A 19,359-nucleotide genomic window follows, 5' to 3' on the forward strand; every position below is an offset into this window, starting at 1 on the left:
GACAAATACAGTCAAGTCACGGTTTCTTGATTTTAAATTTTGAATGAGAGAATTTTTAATTGGATCACTGCTGTATGAGAAAATATACACGGTGTAGTCATATATAATAATGACTCATTGTTTGTTTTCCTAAGTGGAGAAATTCATGGGTCGCGCTAAAAAGGTTGTTCTGGCATATTCTGGTGGAGTAGATACTTCTGTTTGTATCCCCTACCTTAAACAAGAGTGGGGTGTGGAAGAGGTAATTACCCTAGCAGCAGATTTAGGCCAGGGAGATGAATTAGAGCCAGTTCGAGAAAAAGCTCTGAAATCGGGTGCAAGTGAATCCCTTGTCGCGGATGTCAAAGATAGCTTCGTTAAAGAGTACGCATTTCCCGCTATTCAAGCCAACGCCCTCTATGAAAATCGCTATCCTCTAGGAACAGCTCTCGCTCGTCCGCTGATTGCTAAAATATTAGTGGAAGCAGCTGCAAAATATGGTGCGGATGCGATCGCTCACGGTTGTACTGGCAAAGGCAATGATCAAGTACGTTTTGATATCTCCTGTACAGCCCTAAATCCAAATTTAAAGATACTCGCACCCGCTAGAGAATGGGGCATGAGTCGTGAGCAAACCATCGCCTATGGTGAGCAATTTGGCATCCCTACACCAGTAAAAAAATCTTCTCCTTACAGCATTGACAAAAACTTACTTGGTCGCAGTATTGAAGCTGGTACGTTGGAAGATCCAACCGTTGAACCACCAGAAGAAATCTATGAAATGACCAAAGCCATAGTAGACACTCCTAACGAGCCAGAATATCTAGAAATTGGTTTCCAGAAAGGACTTCCTACCACAATCAACGGTACATCTAAAAACCCAGTTGAGTTAATCGAACAACTCAATCAAATTGTAGGAAATCACGGTATTGGGCGGATTGATATGATTGAAAACCGCTTAGTAGGCATCAAATCACGGGAAATTTACGAATCACCAGCGATGATAGTTTTAATTAACGCCCATCGTGATTTAGAAAGCCTCACCCTAACAGCAGATGTCAGTCAATACAAACGAGGTATTGAAGAAACCTACACCAAATTGGTATACAACGGCTTATGGTACAGCCCGCTTAAAGCCGCATTAGATGCTTTTATTCAACAAACACAAGAACGAGTTTCTGGTGTTGTGCGGTTAAAACTGTTCAAAGGTAATGCCACCATAGTTGGTCGTTGGAGTGATAACTCTCTCTACACTCCTGACTTAGCGACCTACGGTGCTGATGACAAATTTGATCATAAAGCAGCGGAAGGCTTTATCTACGTCTGGGGACTTCCAACTCGCATTTGGGCGCAAAGCAATAAATAACACAAGTAATGGGTGATAGGTAACAGGTGTCAGGTAATAAAAAGTAATTACCCATTACCCATTACCCATTACCCATTACCCATTACCCATTACCTATTCCCCAGTTTGTTGCTTAACTTGACGAGATTCCCACCAAATAGGCACAACAATCACAATCACCAAAATCAGTAATGCCAAAATTGCAAACTGACTTACCCAAGCAACTAATTGTTCTAGGGAAACAATTTTGCCTGCAAAAAAAGCTAAAGTCACCATTGCACTAGCCCAGGTAGTTGCCCCAGCCAAGTTGTATACCAAGAATTTACCAAAAGGCATTTCGGCAATACCAGCGAGTGGTGCAGCAAAAATTCTCAATAAGGCGAAAAAGCGACCAAAAAATACAGCTTTAGCCGCATTTTCACTAAATTGCTCTTTAATACTTAGCAATCGCACTTCAGATATGCGGAATATCTTGCCCACTTGTAGCAGGAATGGCCAACCACCAACCCTACCAATCCAATAGCCGCAATTACCGCCAATGACAGCACCTGCGATCGCATCACCCAGAACTAGCCAGTAATTTAGTTCATCACTGCCAGCGAGGAAACCACCTACTAGAGTCACGGTTTCACCGGGAAGAGGAAGACCCAAATTCTCTAGCAAAATTCCTAAAAAAATTGCCCAATAACCGTAAGATTGAGCAAATTCTTGGATGTTTTCTAGTGAAATTAGCTCAAAAGACATCCAGCACCGCCGACTTTACAAATTTTTACTTTTAATATATCTTGGCTTGTTTTTGGTGAGGGTGTCAATCAAGACGCGACAAGAAATCAATTGCTTTGTATTTTATATATATAAATATTTAATAAATAATTAATATTTACTTAAATTTATATTTACTTATAAACTTATAAAAAAGTTATAAAAGTACATACAGCTTATAAGAATTTTGTAACTGTTAAGTTCGCTACGGAAATACCCAAGCATTTATGCCTATACTAGGTTAATGTATCAAAAATTATATGACCTAATCACTGTAACAACTCCTATGAGCTATAATTGCATTAAGTCTCGAAAAATCGGTTAAAAACAGTAATTCCACTGTTGAGAATTAATCCATTTTGATATAAAAGCCGCATTATCAACGTTTCAAATGCCCAGTTCAACTACCCGGTTAAATTCATGACTCTTACACAAGAACGCCAAGTAATTTTGTTCAAACCCCAAGGAAGCATAGACTTAGAGGTTGGTACTGACTTGAGCGAACAGATGGCTGGAGTAACTCCTTTACCTGAGCAACTTTGGGTTATCGATCTATCAGAAGTTGACTTTATGGATAGTTCTGGTTTAGTCCCTCTAGTACAAGGTCTGAAAGCGGTACGTCAGAGCGGTTGTCGCTTAGTTCTTTGCAACGTAAAAGCACCTGTAAGGTTAATTTTGGAGCTTACTAAGTTGGATTCAGTGTTTGAAATAGTTAATAATTACGAAGATATATTTTCTAGTGTCAATGAGCAAAGTCTAGCGACAGCAGCCTAAATCTCGATTTTGCTCAGGGAAAAAAATAGCAAAATGAGGGGATAGAGGGGTTAGCAGTAATCTCATTCAGGTTGACACCTGGAAAATTAACTTTGTAAAATTGTCTATAAAATTACAAACTGTCAATATACTTTTCTAGGTGTTATTACCCCTCTTTAATAGAACCCTACTAATCTATAGCTTAATAAGATTAGGCATTTTGAGGAGTGGATATATTATTTTGTACAGATATGGGACTAGAAAAATTTGGTAAATCAATACCACTATGACTTGCGTGGCGAGTTTTTAGTGCTAACCGATAACTTACACTTTGTAGCTCTGCTTGTAATTGGCGATTTTCTCGTTGTAGTATTGCGACCTTATCTCTGACAGGATTCATTCTTTCCTCAAATTTACGACGATAAATTTGGGGTAATTCTTGTACTACTTGCTCCAACATCCGACTACGATCAGTTAGTTCTTGAACTGATTGTCGCAACTGGTGGATTTCTTGATCACGAGATGTAATTTGCTCTTGATAGAAGGTTACTTGCTGTTCGACAGCTTGAAGTTGTTCTCTTAAAGCCTCTAATTGTCTCAAATCGCACTCAGGTTCAGACCGTTGAGGGATAAAACTAGTATTACCCTTTACAAGCCGGAATAGTTCTTGAGATAGCTGTTGCACTAATTGATCTCGAAGTTGCAATTCTTGATGCAACTGGGATACTTCAGTAGAAAGGGTTTGGATGTCGGGGGTGTCTGATTGGCTCACAGTGGCTTACATCTCTTAGGTATAACTGCGATGATACTACCTTTAGCAAGTACTTGGGGAAGTAATCACATACTTAATTTTGCTATCTTATGGCAAGGCAAAATACAAACAACAAAGGATATATTTGAGAGTATGTTATGGGAAAAAACGTGCGGTATGATTTCATGAAAAACATATCGCATTTAAGAGAATTTGACAACTGTTAAAATACGCAATTTAATCTATAAAGTTCTGAATTAATGAGTAATTCAATAAAAAAATTTTCTGTAGGTTAAGCATATAGCCTACCTGACAGAAAATATTACTAGAATTTTTTATGGGGAATTTGTGGATAATTCCTCACTGAGCCATCTTTTTAGGCAGTTACAGCCTCTGGTTCTGATTTTTCTTTACGGATTTGCTGCTTAATGGTCATGTAGCGAATCACTTCTTCACTCAATCTCATGGCGCGTTCTACTGGTGCGATCGCAGTTGGAGGTGCTGTGTAGTTTAATTGAATGTAGATACCATCACGATGCCTATTGATTTCATAAGCAAGACGACGCTTACCACGATTTTGAATTTCAATATTTTCAGCACCTTGTTCAATGAACAAATTCTGGTATTTGGCGACGGCTTGCTCTACCTGCTCATCTCCCAAGTCAGGACGCAGGATGTACATTGTCTCGTAAACTGTGGTCATTTATCTTTAGTTACCTTATGGACAGATCGGCTGCTGATGTTAATTAATACTAGTAAATTTCAACGTTGCTGATACAAATTAACATCTGAAGCAACAAGGAATTCCAATAATAGCACAACATATAGCAAGATAAGTTTTGATGCTGGTGGTAATTACCTGAGCAAAGTCACGGCATTTTCAGCATTTATCCTATAATCTTACCAGTTTTCAATTTATAGCAGTTGCCAGGGTAGTGAGGAAAAGCCCAAATTATCGACTCCTGATAATACAAGCGTTCTCACCAACTGGCTGCTGACTGCTATAAATCATTAGCCAAATCTGCCGAAATTTGGATCTTTAAGGATATTAATCAAGGTTATGGCGCAACGCTATGTGCGAGTTAAAAGTCAAGAAGGACAAATTTACTATGGGTTGCTGCAACTATCCCTCAATGTAGAGGTTCTGGATGCTCCACCTTGGTTAGATGGACAACCCACTGATTTAATTTTGGAATCAGACAAATACGAAATTTTGGCTCCTTGTTCTCCTTCTAAAATTGTAGCTGTCGGTAAGAATTATGCGGATCATGCAGCAGAAATGGGAACTCCCGTACCTACTGAACCGCTGATTTTTTTTAAACCGTCTACATCTGTAATCGCTTCGGAAAGAAAAATTAAGTATCCTCCACAGTCACAGCGGGTAGACTACGAAGGCGAATTGGCATTAGTGATAGGCGATCGCACTTGTGACTGTACCCCAGAACAAGCCCAAAGCAAAATTTGGGGTTATACCATTGCCAATGATGTCACAGCTAGGGATTTACAAAAAAAAGATGCCCAATGGACAAGAGCCAAAGGGTTTGATACATTCTGCCCCTTAGGACCTTGGATTGTCCGAGAATTAAATCCTGGAGCCAGATTACAGACCTTTTTAAACGATAATCCCCACCCAGTTCAATCAGCTTGTATTGATCAAATGGTGTTTTCCCCGGATTTTTTGGTGTCTTACATTAGTCAAGTGATGACACTTTTACCTGGGGATATAGTGCTAACAGGCACACCCTTTGGGGTAGGACCATTAAATTTAGGCGATCGCATCCGGATAGAAATTGAAGGTATTGGTCGCCTTGAAAATACCGTTATAGCCCGTTAGCACCAGATGGGAATAGATACTATTTTTTAAATTGTGAGCGATCGCTTATTGTCAAAACTGTTGAGCAAAAAAACCAAACTGCTATTACACCTAGCGCACTTGCATATAAACAGCATCAGAAATTGCTGGTATTTCTGCATAGCGACCCATCAGAGACTGGACAACGGAATAAACAACTGTAGCAACTATTCCCATAAAAATAGTTGTATACAGTGTTTGCATGGCAAATCCACTACCAGGAACTAATTTCACAATATCAGTCAAGATGCTGCATAAAAATATAACAATATCCAAAATGATTGCTTGCATAGTGTTGAAACGAATAAAATGGCTAATTTTGTCATTTCTCACTACCAACAGCCATAAAGCAAAGAAAATAATCAGCCCAGCATAGCGGACACCATAGTAAATCCTTAACAACGGCAGTAGAGGTAAAAAGATGATTTCTAAGAATGGAAAATCATTCAGCAAAAACTGCCCAAAGGCAAATACCTCAATCAAAGGTAGCAAATAAGGTAAAGAAGCGAAAATTCGGTCGGGAACCGTTGTAGACCCGCGCAAGGACATATTGCGTTCTCCTGTGGCTGAAATTTTAATAGCTATTTGAGCTTAGGATAACGCAGTTGCTTGATATTGCTAGAAAATTAGATTATTTTATATGGGCAATGCGGAAGCCCATCACGCACTCATACTGATCAGGCTGCTGCTCAGTAAATGCGCGAATTGCTTGACCACAGCCAAGTTTACCCCCACCCCAGCGTGGTTGTCCGCTACTATTAGCAAGCAAACAAGATTGGCAAACCTGTTCAGGGGTAAAGATTTGATCATCCGTTAAAATGACTAACATCCAAATACCTCCATCGCTCCTTTTAGCATCAAGGCATAAATGCAGAAAATAGCAAATTTTTGGTAACTGCACCTGAATTCATTGTATGTTATATGTTTTAGATATTTATTTTCACGAGTAAAAAATAATACATATATTTTCATGGTTAGTGAATTACAGGCAAAATACCAAAGCTAATATGCGAAAGCATTTATTTTCTGGACATTGAATAATAAAGAAGTCAATACTCAAATCATATTAAATTAACAGCCATAACACTATTAATATCGTGCTGTACTGAAAACAAAAGCTCAGATTTTACCAATTTTTCAAAGGATAGTAAACGTGAATAAGACTAGCTCAGACTTACTTAAATCTGCCGATCCTGCCATTAGCGAGTTAATTAACCAAGAATTACAGCGTCAACGTGATCACTTAGAGTTAATTGCGAGTGAAAACTTTACTTCTGCGGCTGTATTGGCGGCTCAAGGTTCTGTACTGACCAATAAATACGCTGAAGGATTACCAGGTAAACGCTACTATGGCGGTTGTGAGTTTGTTGACAAAATCGAGCAAATAGCAATCGACCGCGCCAAACAGTTATTTGGGGCTGCTCATGCGAACGTCCAACCCCATTCTGGCGCACAGGCTAATTTTGCAGTGTTTCTGACCCTCTTAGAACCAGGAGACAGAATTATGGGGATGGATTTGTCTCACGGGGGACACCTCACCCACGGTTCACCTGTGAATGTATCGGGTAAGTGGTTCCAAGTGCGTCACTATGGTGTCAGTCCAGAAACAGAACAACTTGACTATGACCAAATCCGCGAGTTGGCTTTGAAAGAACGTCCTAAACTGCTGATTTGTGGTTATTCAGCTTATCCCCGGATTATTGATTTTGAAAAGTTCCGCAGCATTGCTGATGAAGTTGGTGCTTATTTATTAGCAGATATTGCTCACATCGCTGGTTTAGTCGCTACAGGTCATCATCCTAACCCGCTGCCCTATTGTGATGTAGTGACAACAACAACGCATAAAACTTTACGCGGACCAAGAGGTGGCTTGATTTTAACCCGCAATGCCGAACTTGGTAAAAAGTTGGATAAATCAGTGTTCCCTGGTACTCAAGGTGGCCCTCTAGAACACGTAATTGCTGGTAAGGCTGTAGCTTTTGGTGAAGCACTGAAGCCCGAATTTGCTACTTATTCTGCTCAAGTGATTGAAAATGCTCGTGCTTTAGCTACCCAATTGCAAAAACGGGGATTTAAATTAGTTTCAAATGGCACAGATAATCATTTAATGCTAGTAGATTTACGTTCTATTGGCATGACAGGTAAAAAAGGCGATCAGCTTGTTAGTGGTGTAAATATTACAGCTAATAAGAATACAGTCCCATTTGATCCAGAATCACCTTTTGTTACTAGTGGTTTGAGATTGGGTTCGCCAGCAATGACAACAAGGGGCCTAGGTGTGGCAGAATTTACGGAAATTGGGAATATTATTAGCGATCGCTTACTTTCCCCAGATTCGGAGACAGTAGCCGCAGATTGTTTGCGACGAGTAGCAGCATTGTGCGATCGCTTCCCCTTATATCCTCACCTAGAAATTCCCTTACCAGTTTTAGCCTAAGGGATTGTAGATTTTAGATTTGGGATAACCAACTCAAATCTAAAATCTCATATTTAATCAATCCCCCAAGCCAGAAATGTTGCGTAAAAATTGCGGACAAATCCCTCACATAATTTTGGTCATCCCAACCACTTCTTAAAAAATACTGATGCCTGCTCAGATTTATCATCTGATTGCCTTTCTAATCGCCGCAGTAGTCGTTCTCTGGACTACACCAGATGTCAAAAATATTGGCATAAAAAGTGGACGCTTAGATAAACCGGATAGTCGAAAAGTTCATCAACATCCTATGGTACGTCTGGGAGGAGTTTCTATCTTCGCAGGTACTATTATCTCCCTATTAATTGTCTGGTGGTTAGGCGGATTTGCAAATCTACCACCGGAAAAAGAATGGCAAATTTGGGGTGTCACTTTAGGCGGTCTAGGCTTTTTTCTCATCGGTTTAGCAGACGATTTATTCAACCTATCCCCTTCAGTACGCCTGTTAATACAAATAATAGTCGCTGCCGCTGCATGGAAAGTTGGTGTCAGTATAGATTTTATTACCATTCCCACAATCGGCATAGTTAATCTAGATTGGCTGAGTTTCCCAATTACAGTCATTTGGCTAGTAGGAATGGTAAATGCAATTAACTGGATTGATGGTTTAGATGGACTAGCTGCTGGTGTCACAGGAATTGCTGCCGTAGTCATGCTGTTAGTATCTCTATTTATGCACCAACCAGCAGCAGCCTTAATAGCCGCAGCTTTAGCTGGTGCAGCATTGGGATTTCTTCGTTATAACTTCAACCCAGCACAAATATTTATGGGTGATGGTGGATCTTATTTTATGGGATTCACCATAGCGGCTGTTGGTGTCATTGGGTTAGTAAAAATTCCCGTGTTCACCGCTGTATTATTGCCTTATTTGATTTTGGCAGTTCCAATCGTTGATATGTCAGCAGTGATTTTAGCGCGACTACGACACGGTAAATCACCTTTTTTAGCAGATAAACGCCATTTACATCACCGTCTATTAAATGCTGGTTTATCCCACAGATTAACAGTTTTGTTCATTTATTCTTTAACTCTATGGGTGGGTAGTTTAGCTTTAGCTATTGTTGGTATTCCTAGTGGGATGACTTATGCCTGTGCATCTACCTCTTTATTGAGTTATGCTATTTGGCGAGTTTGGAAACTTTCTCGACAATCTTAAGGATTCCGGATGCAATCTAAAATCTAAAATCTAAAATTTCATGAGTGCAGAAATTATTTGTGTTGGTACTGAATTGCTGCTAGGAGATATCCTCAATAGCAATGCTCAATTTTTAGCCCAGCAGTTAGCACAGCTAGGCATTCCCCATTACTATCAAACTGTAGTGGGGGATAACCCAGAAAGACTGAAGCAAGTTCTAGAAATTGCTGCTTCCAGAGTGCAAATTCTCATTTTCACCGGCGGGCTGGGCCCCACACCAGATGACCTCACCTGTGAAACTATAGCTGATTTTTTTGGCGTTCCTTTGGTAGAAAATGCCGATATTATTGAAGACATCACTCAGAAATTTTCCCAACGCGGTCGGGTCATGTCTCCCAGTAACCGCAAACAAGCCTTAATTCCCCAAGGGGCTGAAATTTTACCCAATCCTACAGGAACAGCACCGGGTATTATTTGGCAACCCCGTCCTGGGTTAACAATTTTTACTTTTCCTGGTGTTCCTAGTGAAATGCACCGAATGTGGTCAGAAACAGCAATACCTTTTCTCAAAAGTCAAGGTTGGGGCAAGGAAATTATTTGCAGTCGGAGTTTAAAATTTTGGGGTATTGGTGAATCTGCTTTGGCAGAAAAAGTGTCTGCTTATCTGAATTTACCTAACCCGACAGTAGCACCCTACGCTGGCAAAGGAGAAGTCAGGCTGCGAATTTCTGCTAAAGCATCTAATGCAACAGCAGCAGAGGCTTTAATTGCACCAATTGAAAAACAACTGAGGGAAATTGCTGGTTTAGATTATTACGGTGCTGATGATGAAACTTTAGCTTCTGTTGTTGGTAAGTTGTTGCAGTTATCAGGAGAAACGCTTTCAGTTGCCGAATCTTGTACAGGTGGGGGACTGGGGCAAATGTTGACAGAGATTTCTGGCAGTTCTAATTATTTTTGGGGCGGAATAATTTCTTATGACAATTCGGTAAAAATCGGCTTGTTAGGGGTTAACCCAGAAGATTTAGAGCGATTCGGGGCTGTGAGTGCTGCTGTAGCCGAACAAATGGCTTTTGGTGTGAAAACTCGTTTGGGAACTACTTGGGGATTAAGTGTGACAGGGATTGCCGGTCCCACTGGAGGAACTGATACAAAACCAGTAGGGTTAGTATATATTGGATTAGCCGGACCAGGAGATGAGGTAAAAAGTTATGAGTGTAAGTTTGGGACGATACGGAATCGAGATTTTATTCGTCACATGAGTGTATGTGCGGCTTTAGATAATTTGCGGCGCAGTTTATTAATGCGTTAGTTTTGAATTAATTGTGATTTATGTCAATGCTATTTGTTTAAAGGTTTACTTTATCTATTTGTACTGACAAGTAGCCAGAAAATTACGGGTTATTTCGCATTAACATCCGATACTCTACAAAAATCACACGGGAACTTTTTCCAAAAGTATTAGTTCTAATATATATGGATAACAAATCTATGAAAATTTAATGAAGTTGTTTGCTATGTTATTTCAATTACACAGGATATTTTTTGATCATGTTTTTTTATCTTGCCTACTAAAATAAATGCTCCAAATAACCGTTTTTACGCTATCCTACTCCAGTGGGTTTAAAAATTTGCCCTTTAATTTAAGACAGTGATTTTGCTGAGTTTTTTAATAGCCAATTTTTTTTCCGGAACAGGTATTAACTCTGTTGTCTTTTAAAGTATGATCATTCGATAACAGTTACAGTTACTACCAAATCAATCAAGAACAACTAGCGATTAAGAAAAAATATTTCCCAGATAATCGCTGTGGATCTTGCCTGTAAGCCTCAAACTTTTCTACAGGGAACTATACTCATGGCATTCTGGCCGAAAAAGTCAACCACTTCTAATCCAACAACATTTCAGAATCAGGATTTAAAAAAAAATACAGACGTACTAAATATATCGAATCAATCAAGTACGGAGAGTAAGCCATTTTATAAAAAGACAAGTTTTACCACACCAGCACTATCTTCCATAGACTTAGCAGATACTTTCCAAGCGGATGATAACTTGTATGATAGCTTATTAAAAGTATCTATACTCACAGAATTTTTCCCACCAGACTATGCTGCTACAGGACAGTTAATTGAAGAACTGGTAAAACATTTAGAGAAACAAGGAGTAAATATTGAGGTATTTACAGGGCAACCAGCGTATGCTTTTTCAACAGCGAATGCACCTGCTGTTGAACAATTAGGTGGTATTCGTATTCAGCGATCGCGTTCAACACAAGCTTGGTCGGGACGGATTCGTGGCAAAGCCGTAAATGGTGTCCTATTTACATTGCGTGCTTTTCTACATATTATCAGAAATTTCCGTCGGCATAATGTATTTTTGGTGACTTCTGCTCCTCCTTTTTTGCCAATAGCAGCATATCTAGCGCATTTATGTTTTCGAGTCTCTTACGTTTGCTTAATCTATGATCTTTATCCAGATATTGCGATCGCACTAGGAGTAGTATCAAAAAATCATTGGTTGGCAGGGTTGTGGCGAGAATTGAACAAAATGATTTGGCGGAGGTCTAAAGGACTAGTAGTACTTAGTCCTGATATGAAAAAGAGAATAGTCACCATCTGTCCAGAGATAGCCGATAAGGTATCGGTAATTCACAGTTGGGGAGACCCTAACTTGATTGTGCCAATTAGCAAAGAAAATAATTGGTTTGCTAAAAAACATGATTTAGTTAAGAAATTCACTGTCCTCTATTCTGGTAATATGGGCAGGTGTCACGATATAGAAACTATATTAGAAACTGCCAAGCAACTAAAGAATGAACCTATTCAATTTGTTTGCATTGGCAGTGGAGCAAAAAGAGAGCGTTGTATTGAGGCGGTGAATAAATTAGGATTAAACAATTTTATATTTCTCCCTTACCAAGATAAGCAAGTGCTTCCTTATTCCTTGACAGCTTGTGATCTCTCTCTAGTGAGTGTAGAAGCTGGTATGGAAAATCTTGTGGCTCCCAGTAAGCTTTACCCAGCCTTAGCCACCGGAAGACCAGTAGCAGTGATTTGTTCAAAGTATTCTTATTTAAGACAGCTAATCGCTGATGGCAAGTGTGGAATAAGTGTGGAAAACGGAGATAGTGTTGCTCTAGCTGAATTTATTCGCCTACTGAATAGCGATCGCAAATTAGCAGAACTTATGGGCAAAGCCTCTCGCCAGTATTTGCAGTCAAATTTTACCCCGCAAATCATAGCTGAACAATATCTTAGAGTTCTGCAAAAGTCCCATTTGTAGGATCTTGGTTGCACTATACCAATGATCACAAACCTGCTAACATATCCAACGGGTTTACAAAACTTGAATTGAAAAACTGAATAACTAAACTTGAAAATTAGGAGTTGGGCTTTGATGGTCTTTTTGATCTCAGTCCTGCCAACGCAACCTTCTTGTAATCTATTTGTATCAAATTGATGTAGGAGGCCGAAGTGCAGAGAAGGTGTAACCGAAATCGGAATCGTTCTAAACGTAGAGCTATCTATTGTCCAGTACATGGCTGTTACATGGATAGCGTCAGTCAAAAGTACGGCTTATTTGCTGAACACGCAGGACAACTCCAGCAGAGAGGAATGAGACGAAAAGAAGCTCTGATGTTAGTAGCAGCCAAAACCACAGTTACTTTAGAAGGAGAGTGGTTAGAAGCTTTTTGGTGTGAGCATTGCCAAGAGAATAAATGGTATCACGTCCATAAATGTGAATCTGTATATAAATTATCAGTAGCACCAGCAGAACTTTGGCAACAAGCAACAGGAGTAATTAATCCCCATAGAAATCCTTCAGTAGGAGAATTTACATTCAGGAATTCCCACATCGTTGGTGGCAACAATATAAAAGATTTTTGGTTGATCAGCTAAAAACTGTGTGCATTTGCACCTGTAGATTGAGATATGCGTAAATAAATTTATGATATGAAAGACACCACTTCCCAGCCAGAATTAATAATTGAAGCCGGAAGAAGCGAAGGACAATACTGGAAAGACCTCTGGCGCTATCGGGAATTATTTTATTTCCTTGCATGGCGAGATATTTTAGTTCGGTACAAGCAAACAAGTATTGGTATCGCTTGGGCTTTAATTCGTCCTTTTTTAACAATGGTGGTGTTTACCGTCGTGTTTGGGCGATTAGCAAAATTGCCATCTCAGGGTGTGCCTTATCCCATCCTTGTTTTTTCTGCAATGTTACCTTGGCAGTTTTTTGCCAATTCACTCTCAGAATGCAGCACCAGTCTGACTACCAATTCTAACCTAATTTCCAAAGTCTATTTTCCCAGATTAGTAGTACCTACAAGTGCTGTAGTAGTGAGCTTTGTAGACTTCATGATTTCGGGAATGATTTTATTAGCATTAATGGCATGGTACAACTTTGTACCCAGTTGGAGGATTTTGACCCTACCGTTATTCATTAGTATAGCCTTTGCTGCTTCAATGGGAGCAGGATTATGGTTTGCTTCCTTAAATGTTCAATATCGGGATTTCCGTTATATAGTACCTTTTATTGTGCAGTTTGGTCTGTATATATCACCAGTAGGATTCAGTAGCAGCCTTGTTCCTGAACAGTGGCGGTTTATATACTCATTAAACCCAATGGTAGGAGTAATTGATGGTTTTCGTTGGGCAATTTTAGGTGGTGAATCAAATTTATATTTACCAGGTTTTATTCTGTCTTTGCTCCTCGTATTTTCACTATTGTTTAGTGGGATTTGGTATTTTCGCAAGATGGAAAGGAAATTTGCAGATGTGATTTAGATAAACTCACTTTCAGAAATAATATTATTCCTATATTGGGAATCAGAAACATACAAACTATGATAAAAATGGCACTTATATTTCACCATATAAAGCTTTGTTACGCCATTCAGCATTTCTGCATCCAAAACTAACTAACAATTGAAGTTAAACCCGCAGAAAAGTTGCAAATATAAACTTTGATATACCAAGGAGTTAAAAATGAAAGATATTGGAGCAACAATTTGGTTTACAGGATTGAGTGGTGCTGGCAAAACCACTATTAGTAGTGAAGTTGCAAAGCAATTAAGAAATCGTGGAATCAAAGTGGAAGTTTTAGATGGTGATATAGTTCGACAAAATCTCACCAAAGATTTAGGATTTAGCAGAGCAGATCGAGACGAAAATATTAGACGAATTGGTTTTGTTGCGGATTTATTAACTAGAAATGGTGTAGTCGTATTGATTTCTGCTATTTCACCATATCGTGATGTGCGGCAAGAGGTACGCCAGAAAATTGGCAATAACTTTATTGAAGTCTATGTCAATGCATCCTTGAAAATTTGTGAAGATCGTGATGTTAAAGGTTTGTATAAACGAGCGCGTCAAGGGGAAATAAAGTTTTTTACAGGTATTGATGACCCCTATGAACCACCTTTAAACCCAGAAGTTGAGTGTTTGACAGAACAAGAAGATATTGGACAAAGCGTGGCCAAAGTAATAGAGAAATTCTACATCTTATGTAGTAATATCTCTACTTCTTCTGCTTGTTTATAATTTTCTCATTTAAATTATTTGTAATAATAGGAGAAGCATTAACTTTGCTTATAGTTAATGTTTATCTTCACAAAATTTGTACCTATGTCAGACACAGTTATTAGCATTGAAAATCTCAGTAAGAAATATATTATTGGACACCAAAAACAGGAACGGTATACTGCACTGCGGGATGTAATAGCTAATCAAATTAAATCTCTTAGTAGTTTAATCAATCCCAACGCTAAAACTGAAAATCCTGCCTTTGAAGAATTTTGGGCTTTGAAGGATATATCTTTTGAAATTAAGCAGGGGGATAGGGTTGGGATTATTGGCCGTAATGGTGCGGGAAAATCAACCCTATTGAAGATTTTAAGTAGAATTACAGAACCAACCAAGGGGTGCATTAAAATTAAAGGAAGAGTTGCTAGTTTATTGGAGGTTGGGACTGGTTTTCATGGTGAATTAACTGGGAGAGAAAATATATTTCTGAATGGTGCAATTTTGGGAATGAGTAAGTCAGAAATTAAACGCAAGTTTGATGAAATTGTGGACTTTTCAGAAGTAGAGAAATTTTTAGATACACCAGTCAAGCGTTATTCATCAGGAATGTATGTAAGGCTTGCCTTTGCCGTAGCTGCACATTTAGAACCAGACATTTTAATTGTAGATGAAGTTCTAGCTGTAGGAGATGCTCAGTTTCAGAAAAAATGTTTAGGTAAAATGGAGGATGTAGCTGAAAAGGAGGGAAGAACAGTATTGTTTGTAAGTCACAATATGCAAGCTATTCAATCTCTTTGTACTATAGGAATTTACCTTAAAGAAGGTAAATTTATAGGTATAGGCAATTCTCATGCTATGGTTGCACACTATCTTAGTGCCACCAGTAAAATTAGTAGTTCAGCCGAATGGAATGAAGAAGATGCTCTTGGAAATAGCGAAATTCAACTCTTAGCTATTCTAGTTTGCAGTGATAATGCTGATGCAAAGGGCATTTATTCTAGCCATGATAATCTTTATATAGATATAAAATTCATCGCCAAAACAACTCATCCAGCACTATGTATTGGATTTGATTTACTAACTCAAGAAGGAATAACAGTTTTTAGAAGTTATCAAAGCGACGTTTCACCACATATAGTACCAAGAATTAAATTAGGATTGAATCATTGGAGATGTACTATTCCATCTGGGTTACTAAATGGAGGTACATACTACATATATCCAAGGATAGGAATGCATAATCTCTACTGGATAATCAATTCAACTGAACCAGTAGCACAATTTGAAGTAGTTCTTGATCACGGAGTATCTCCTTTATGGAATTCTATTAATGGCAATAGCCGTAAAGGAATTATTGCTCCAATTTTTAATTGGAATAGCATTGAATTAGTCAGTTAGTTAGAAATTAGGTTAACAATGAAAAATTACTATAAAGTTTTACGGAAAAAAATCAAAAAATGGTTATATGGAAATTGTCCTGGTTTTGCAGGTTCATTTCCTTACTTTGGAACAAAAGTTTTTTTCCCTCAAGGATCAAAAATCTTTGAACTTGCCTGTCAACAAGGCATATATGAAATTAAAAATACAGAATTAATTCTTAAATTAATTAAACCCAATACGTTCTATTTTGATGTAGGAGCTAATATAGGTTTAATGGCTATACCTATACTTAATCGGTGTCGAACAGCAAAAGTCTTGTCGTGGGAACCTTCTCCAAATACTCTCCCTTCTCTAACTCTTACAAGAGAAAATAGTCAATTTCAAGATAGATGGCAAGTTATAGGCAAAGCAGCTGGAGATTTTATTGGCGAGCTAGATTTTGCTATTGCATCACCTGAATTAGGTGCATTTGATGGTTTCCTAGATACAAAAAGAGCAGGTCTTACTAAAAAAATTACTGTTCCTGTTACAACCTTAGATAGCGAGTGGGAAGCTATAGGTTCTCCTTTAGTATCCATTATCAAAATTGATGTTGAAGGCGCTGAATTACAAACTCTAAAAGGTTCTACTAAGTGTCTTCAAAATAACAAACCCTATATTTTAATAGAATGGACGCTAAAAAATTTGCAAGCTTATGGTTATGAAAGCGAAAATTTACTTGATTTTGCTCACGAAATAGGTTATCAAGTATTTAGTATCAGTGATTTTATCCCCATTACAAATTCCACAAGTTTAAAACTGCATATGTTGAAAAGTGAAAGTTTTTTACTAGTTCCTGATGAGTAGTTCAAATTTTATTGTTCTTGCGTTGTTTTTATGGTGATTGGTAATTGATTATAAAAAAACTTTTGCAAGGCAAGCAATACTTCACCCAATTGCCAACTATTAGGTCTGAAAGATAATAAGATCCATCAATAGAGTTTTCGGATTTTGTTCCAAGTATGGGGGCAAAATTAGTCTTTTAAAGATTGTAGCAATGAAACAACGCGATATTGCTACAATTTTGTATACTTCTATTAAAATTTTGGATTTTGAAATTTTGGATTTTGAAAGGTTTAGATTACCAAATCTTCGTTATCTTCGTTCCGAATTTCACCACTTTTAAATAACTAGAAGTAAGGGTTATAAAGAATTATGAAATTATGACCTGAATTTAGAGAAGTCCACAAATAAAGATAATCCAATCTTATTGGATGGGCATGATGCCCATCCTTGTATTATTTACTAAACAAGATGACTGCACCACAAAATTTTTTGGGATATTTTTTATTTGGAAGTTTCTTATTAGTTTGTTGAGAGAGGAAAGAAAATTAATGAATTCGGTAGAAAAACAAAAAACTTCATTATTAGAAGCGTCTCATAATAGTTCACAGCTTCCTCGTATTAGTATTATTACGCCCAGCTACAATCAAGGACATTTTATTGAAGAAACTATTCGTTCAGTATTACTGCAAGGCTACCCAAATATAGAATATATAATTATTGATGGAGGTAGTACAGATAATACTGTAGAGATTATTAAAAGATATGAAAACGCAATATCTTATTGGGTATCAGAGCCAGATAATGGTCAAACTCATGCCATTAATAAAGGGCTTGCTAAAGCAACAGGTGATATCATCGCTTATCTCAACAGTGATGACTATTATTTACCAGGAACACTATTTAAGGTAGCTGAACATTTTCACCACTTTCCTGACACTGACTTGTTGCATGGAATGTGTCGTTATATAAATCAAGAAGGTGAAAAAATTGGTGAGCAATTTGGCAATATCCAAAAGTTAGAAGAAATTTTAGATTTATGGGACATATGGTGGAAAAAACGTCAATTTGTTCAGCCAGAAGTGTTTTGGACAAGACGTATTACAGAAAAAATTGGTCTTTTCAAAGAAGAGCTTTACTTTGTAATGGATTATGATTATTGGTGTAGAATAATCCAAGCAGGTGGTATTGTTAAAAGAATTGATTCTGAATTATCTTGCTTTCGATTGACTGCTGATCAAAAGTCTAATCAAAGTCAAAAAGTAGCTCATGAGTTACTAGATTTAGTACGTCCTATTCTTTGGGATAAAAATTTAAATATTTCTTTTAAGAAGCGGCTAATTCTTCAGGGGAAATGGTTATATCAAGTCAAATTTTTACATATGATTGAAAAGTCTGTTAGCAATAGCGAAGAAAAATTAATACGTTGGGTTAAAACTCTCACATTAATTGCACAATATCCCAAAATATTGCTAGTCTCATCCTTCCAAGCAAGATTCAAAAACTGGTTCAACCGATTAAATTCATAAATTATTTCAAAGCTATATCAATCCAAATTTAAACATAAAAAATATGTTTATCGTTTGATTCAGTCAGACCTAATTATGATTTTAATTTAATCACGTTCATGCAATATGATTCAACGCACTATTCAGACTTTTTACAGAAAACAAGTAGAGTATCTAAAGCCAACTCTTCCTGTGCCAATTCTTTTTACTCACGTACCTAAATGTGCAGGTACATCAATTGATAAAGCTTTTCGTGATAATTTTCGTATTCGAGGGACTCGACCTGATTTTGAAATGTTGCGTCGCGCTAATATAGCCCTTACAGGTCAAGGTAGTATTGCGGATTTTGGAGAATCTGCAACTCTTTTATTACTTTACGCTGCTCAACAAGGTTCAACTTACTTAAGTGGACATTTTCCTATAAATGAGAATGCTCTTAAATATCTCAAAAGCCTCAATCCATTCTTTTGTATTACCCTTCTGCGAGAACCATACTCTCGTCTTCAAAGCAATTACATCTATCGTAAAGTTCGGCTTTGGATGTTGAAATATGAAACTGCCCCAAATTTGGAGAATCAGGGAGAGGAAAAGTTTATTATTCATCAACGAGAGGAACTTCTTAAATTTTATGATTCCAAAGAAGGTCGTTTTCAACTAAGTCTTTATGCCAATATGTTTGGCAACGGCAGTTATCAAGAAGCTAAATCCACCTTAAAGTGTTTTGATGTTGTGGGTGTAGTTAAACACATGAATCTATTTACTAATAAACTATCTTCTCATCTGCAACAGGAATTTAAGGTTGAACATATAAATAAAATTGATGATAAATCCTATCAAAATGAAGCTAGGTTACTTAAATTACTTTTTCAGGATAAACTTATAGAAGCAGATATAAAAACAAGATTAGTTAATGAAAATGATCTCTATTCATGGGTTTTAGATAATTTAATTTAATTAACTCAAATTTCTCAGTAATTTAAAATACCGGAATCTATTTTTGAACTCCATTAGACAATTTTTTGTGTAGATCCTAATCTATATGTTTGACAAAGATTCTTTATTTTA

General features: G+C 37.6%; 19 protein-coding genes. 14 read left to right on the top strand and 5 right to left on the bottom strand.

Going from position 1 to position 19,359, the window contains the following annotated elements:
• The first annotated feature begins 145 nt into the window (after positions 1-145).
• Entirely contained in the window at positions 146-1,345 is a 1,200-nt protein-coding gene (locus VB713_RS21205) for an argininosuccinate synthase (RefSeq protein ID WP_323313487.1), read from the top strand.
• 93 nt (positions 1,346-1,438) lie between these two features.
• On the opposite strand, the gene VB713_RS21210 is transcribed toward VB713_RS21205, so the two are convergent.
• The gene (locus tag VB713_RS21210; RefSeq protein WP_323313488.1) at positions 1,439-2,068 is read right to left on the bottom strand and encodes a DedA family protein; all 630 of its coding nucleotides are present in this window, start codon (positions 2,066-2,068) and stop codon (positions 1,439-1,441) included.
• Positions 2,069-2,506: 438 nt separating this feature from the next.
• Between VB713_RS21210 and VB713_RS21215 the strand changes: the two genes are divergently transcribed.
• Complete coding sequence (locus VB713_RS21215; RefSeq protein ID WP_323313489.1) at positions 2,507-2,860, top strand: STAS domain-containing protein; 354 nt, start codon at positions 2,507-2,509, stop codon at positions 2,858-2,860.
• A 190-nt stretch (positions 2,861-3,050) separates the two neighbouring features.
• Here the strand turns inward: VB713_RS21215 and VB713_RS21220 are convergent, their stop codons facing one another.
• Positions 3,051-3,611 (bottom strand): Npun_F5560 family protein, encoded by a 561-nt coding sequence (locus VB713_RS21220; protein WP_323313490.1) that lies wholly within the window; start codon positions 3,609-3,611, stop codon positions 3,051-3,053.
• 355 nt (positions 3,612-3,966) lie between these two features.
• Positions 3,967-4,293 carry a 30S ribosomal protein S6 gene (gene rpsF, locus VB713_RS21225; RefSeq protein WP_015215804.1) on the bottom strand — a complete coding sequence of 109 codons (327 nt, stop codon included), beginning with the start codon at positions 4,291-4,293 and terminating at the stop codon, positions 3,967-3,969.
• A 357-nt stretch (positions 4,294-4,650) separates the two neighbouring features.
• On the opposite strand from rpsF, the gene VB713_RS21230 reads away from it, so the two are divergent.
• Positions 4,651-5,424 carry a fumarylacetoacetate hydrolase family protein gene (locus tag VB713_RS21230; RefSeq protein WP_323313491.1) on the top strand — a complete coding sequence of 258 codons (774 nt, stop codon included), beginning with the start codon at positions 4,651-4,653 and terminating at the stop codon, positions 5,422-5,424.
• A gap of 90 nt (positions 5,425-5,514) precedes the next feature.
• Here the strand turns inward: VB713_RS21230 and VB713_RS21235 are convergent, their stop codons facing one another.
• On the bottom strand, positions 5,515-5,991 hold the full coding sequence (locus VB713_RS21235) for a Tic20 family protein (RefSeq protein WP_323313492.1): 477 nt from the start codon (positions 5,989-5,991) through the stop codon (positions 5,515-5,517).
• 82 nt (positions 5,992-6,073) lie between these two features.
• Entirely contained in the window at positions 6,074-6,271 is a 198-nt protein-coding gene (locus VB713_RS21240; protein ID WP_323313493.1) for a hypothetical protein, read from the bottom strand.
• A gap of 324 nt (positions 6,272-6,595) precedes the next feature.
• On the opposite strand from VB713_RS21240, the gene glyA reads away from it, so the two are divergent.
• From glyA to VB713_RS21295, 11 genes are all read left to right on the top strand, one after another.
• The gene (gene glyA, locus VB713_RS21245) at positions 6,596-7,879 is read left to right on the top strand and encodes a serine hydroxymethyltransferase (RefSeq protein WP_323313494.1); all 1,284 of its coding nucleotides are present in this window, start codon (positions 6,596-6,598) and stop codon (positions 7,877-7,879) included.
• A 148-nt stretch (positions 7,880-8,027) separates the two neighbouring features.
• Positions 8,028-9,074, top strand: coding sequence for an MraY family glycosyltransferase (locus VB713_RS21250; RefSeq protein WP_323313495.1), 1,047 nt, complete (start codon positions 8,028-8,030; stop codon positions 9,072-9,074).
• Between the two features lie 40 nt (positions 9,075-9,114).
• Positions 9,115-10,365, top strand: coding sequence for a competence/damage-inducible protein A (locus VB713_RS21255; RefSeq protein WP_323313496.1), 1,251 nt, complete (start codon positions 9,115-9,117; stop codon positions 10,363-10,365).
• A 545-nt stretch (positions 10,366-10,910) separates the two neighbouring features.
• Positions 10,911-12,338 carry a glycosyltransferase family 4 protein gene (locus tag VB713_RS21260; RefSeq protein ID WP_323313497.1) on the top strand — a complete coding sequence of 476 codons (1,428 nt, stop codon included), beginning with the start codon at positions 10,911-10,913 and terminating at the stop codon, positions 12,336-12,338.
• A 191-nt stretch (positions 12,339-12,529) separates the two neighbouring features.
• A complete protein-coding gene (locus VB713_RS21265; RefSeq protein WP_323313498.1) occupies positions 12,530-12,955 on the top strand; it encodes a hypothetical protein in 426 nt (141 codons plus the stop codon).
• 54 nt (positions 12,956-13,009) lie between these two features.
• On the top strand, positions 13,010-13,846 hold the full coding sequence (locus VB713_RS21270) for an ABC transporter permease (protein WP_323313499.1): 837 nt from the start codon (positions 13,010-13,012) through the stop codon (positions 13,844-13,846).
• A gap of 201 nt (positions 13,847-14,047) precedes the next feature.
• The gene (cysC, locus tag VB713_RS21275; protein ID WP_323313500.1) at positions 14,048-14,602 is read left to right on the top strand and encodes an adenylyl-sulfate kinase; all 555 of its coding nucleotides are present in this window, start codon (positions 14,048-14,050) and stop codon (positions 14,600-14,602) included.
• Between the two features lie 84 nt (positions 14,603-14,686).
• Positions 14,687-15,982 carry a polysaccharide ABC transporter ATP-binding protein gene (locus VB713_RS21280; protein WP_323313501.1) on the top strand — a complete coding sequence of 432 codons (1,296 nt, stop codon included), beginning with the start codon at positions 14,687-14,689 and terminating at the stop codon, positions 15,980-15,982.
• Positions 15,983-16,000: 18 nt separating this feature from the next.
• Positions 16,001-16,810, top strand: a complete 810-nt coding sequence (locus VB713_RS21285) for an FkbM family methyltransferase (protein ID WP_323313502.1) — start codon at positions 16,001-16,003, stop codon at positions 16,808-16,810.
• Between the two features lie 413 nt (positions 16,811-17,223).
• Positions 17,224-18,315 carry a glycosyltransferase gene (locus tag VB713_RS21290; protein WP_323313503.1) on the top strand — a complete coding sequence of 364 codons (1,092 nt, stop codon included), beginning with the start codon at positions 17,224-17,226 and terminating at the stop codon, positions 18,313-18,315.
• A 105-nt stretch (positions 18,316-18,420) separates the two neighbouring features.
• Positions 18,421-19,248, top strand: coding sequence for a hypothetical protein (locus tag VB713_RS21295; protein WP_323313504.1), 828 nt, complete (start codon positions 18,421-18,423; stop codon positions 19,246-19,248).
• The last annotated feature ends 111 nt before the right edge of the window (positions 19,249-19,359 follow it).

It is taken from the genome of Anabaena cylindrica UHCC 0172, assembly GCF_034931625.1.
Classification (GTDB): Bacteria; Cyanobacteriota; Cyanobacteriia; order Cyanobacteriales; family Nostocaceae; genus Anabaena; species Anabaena cylindrica_A.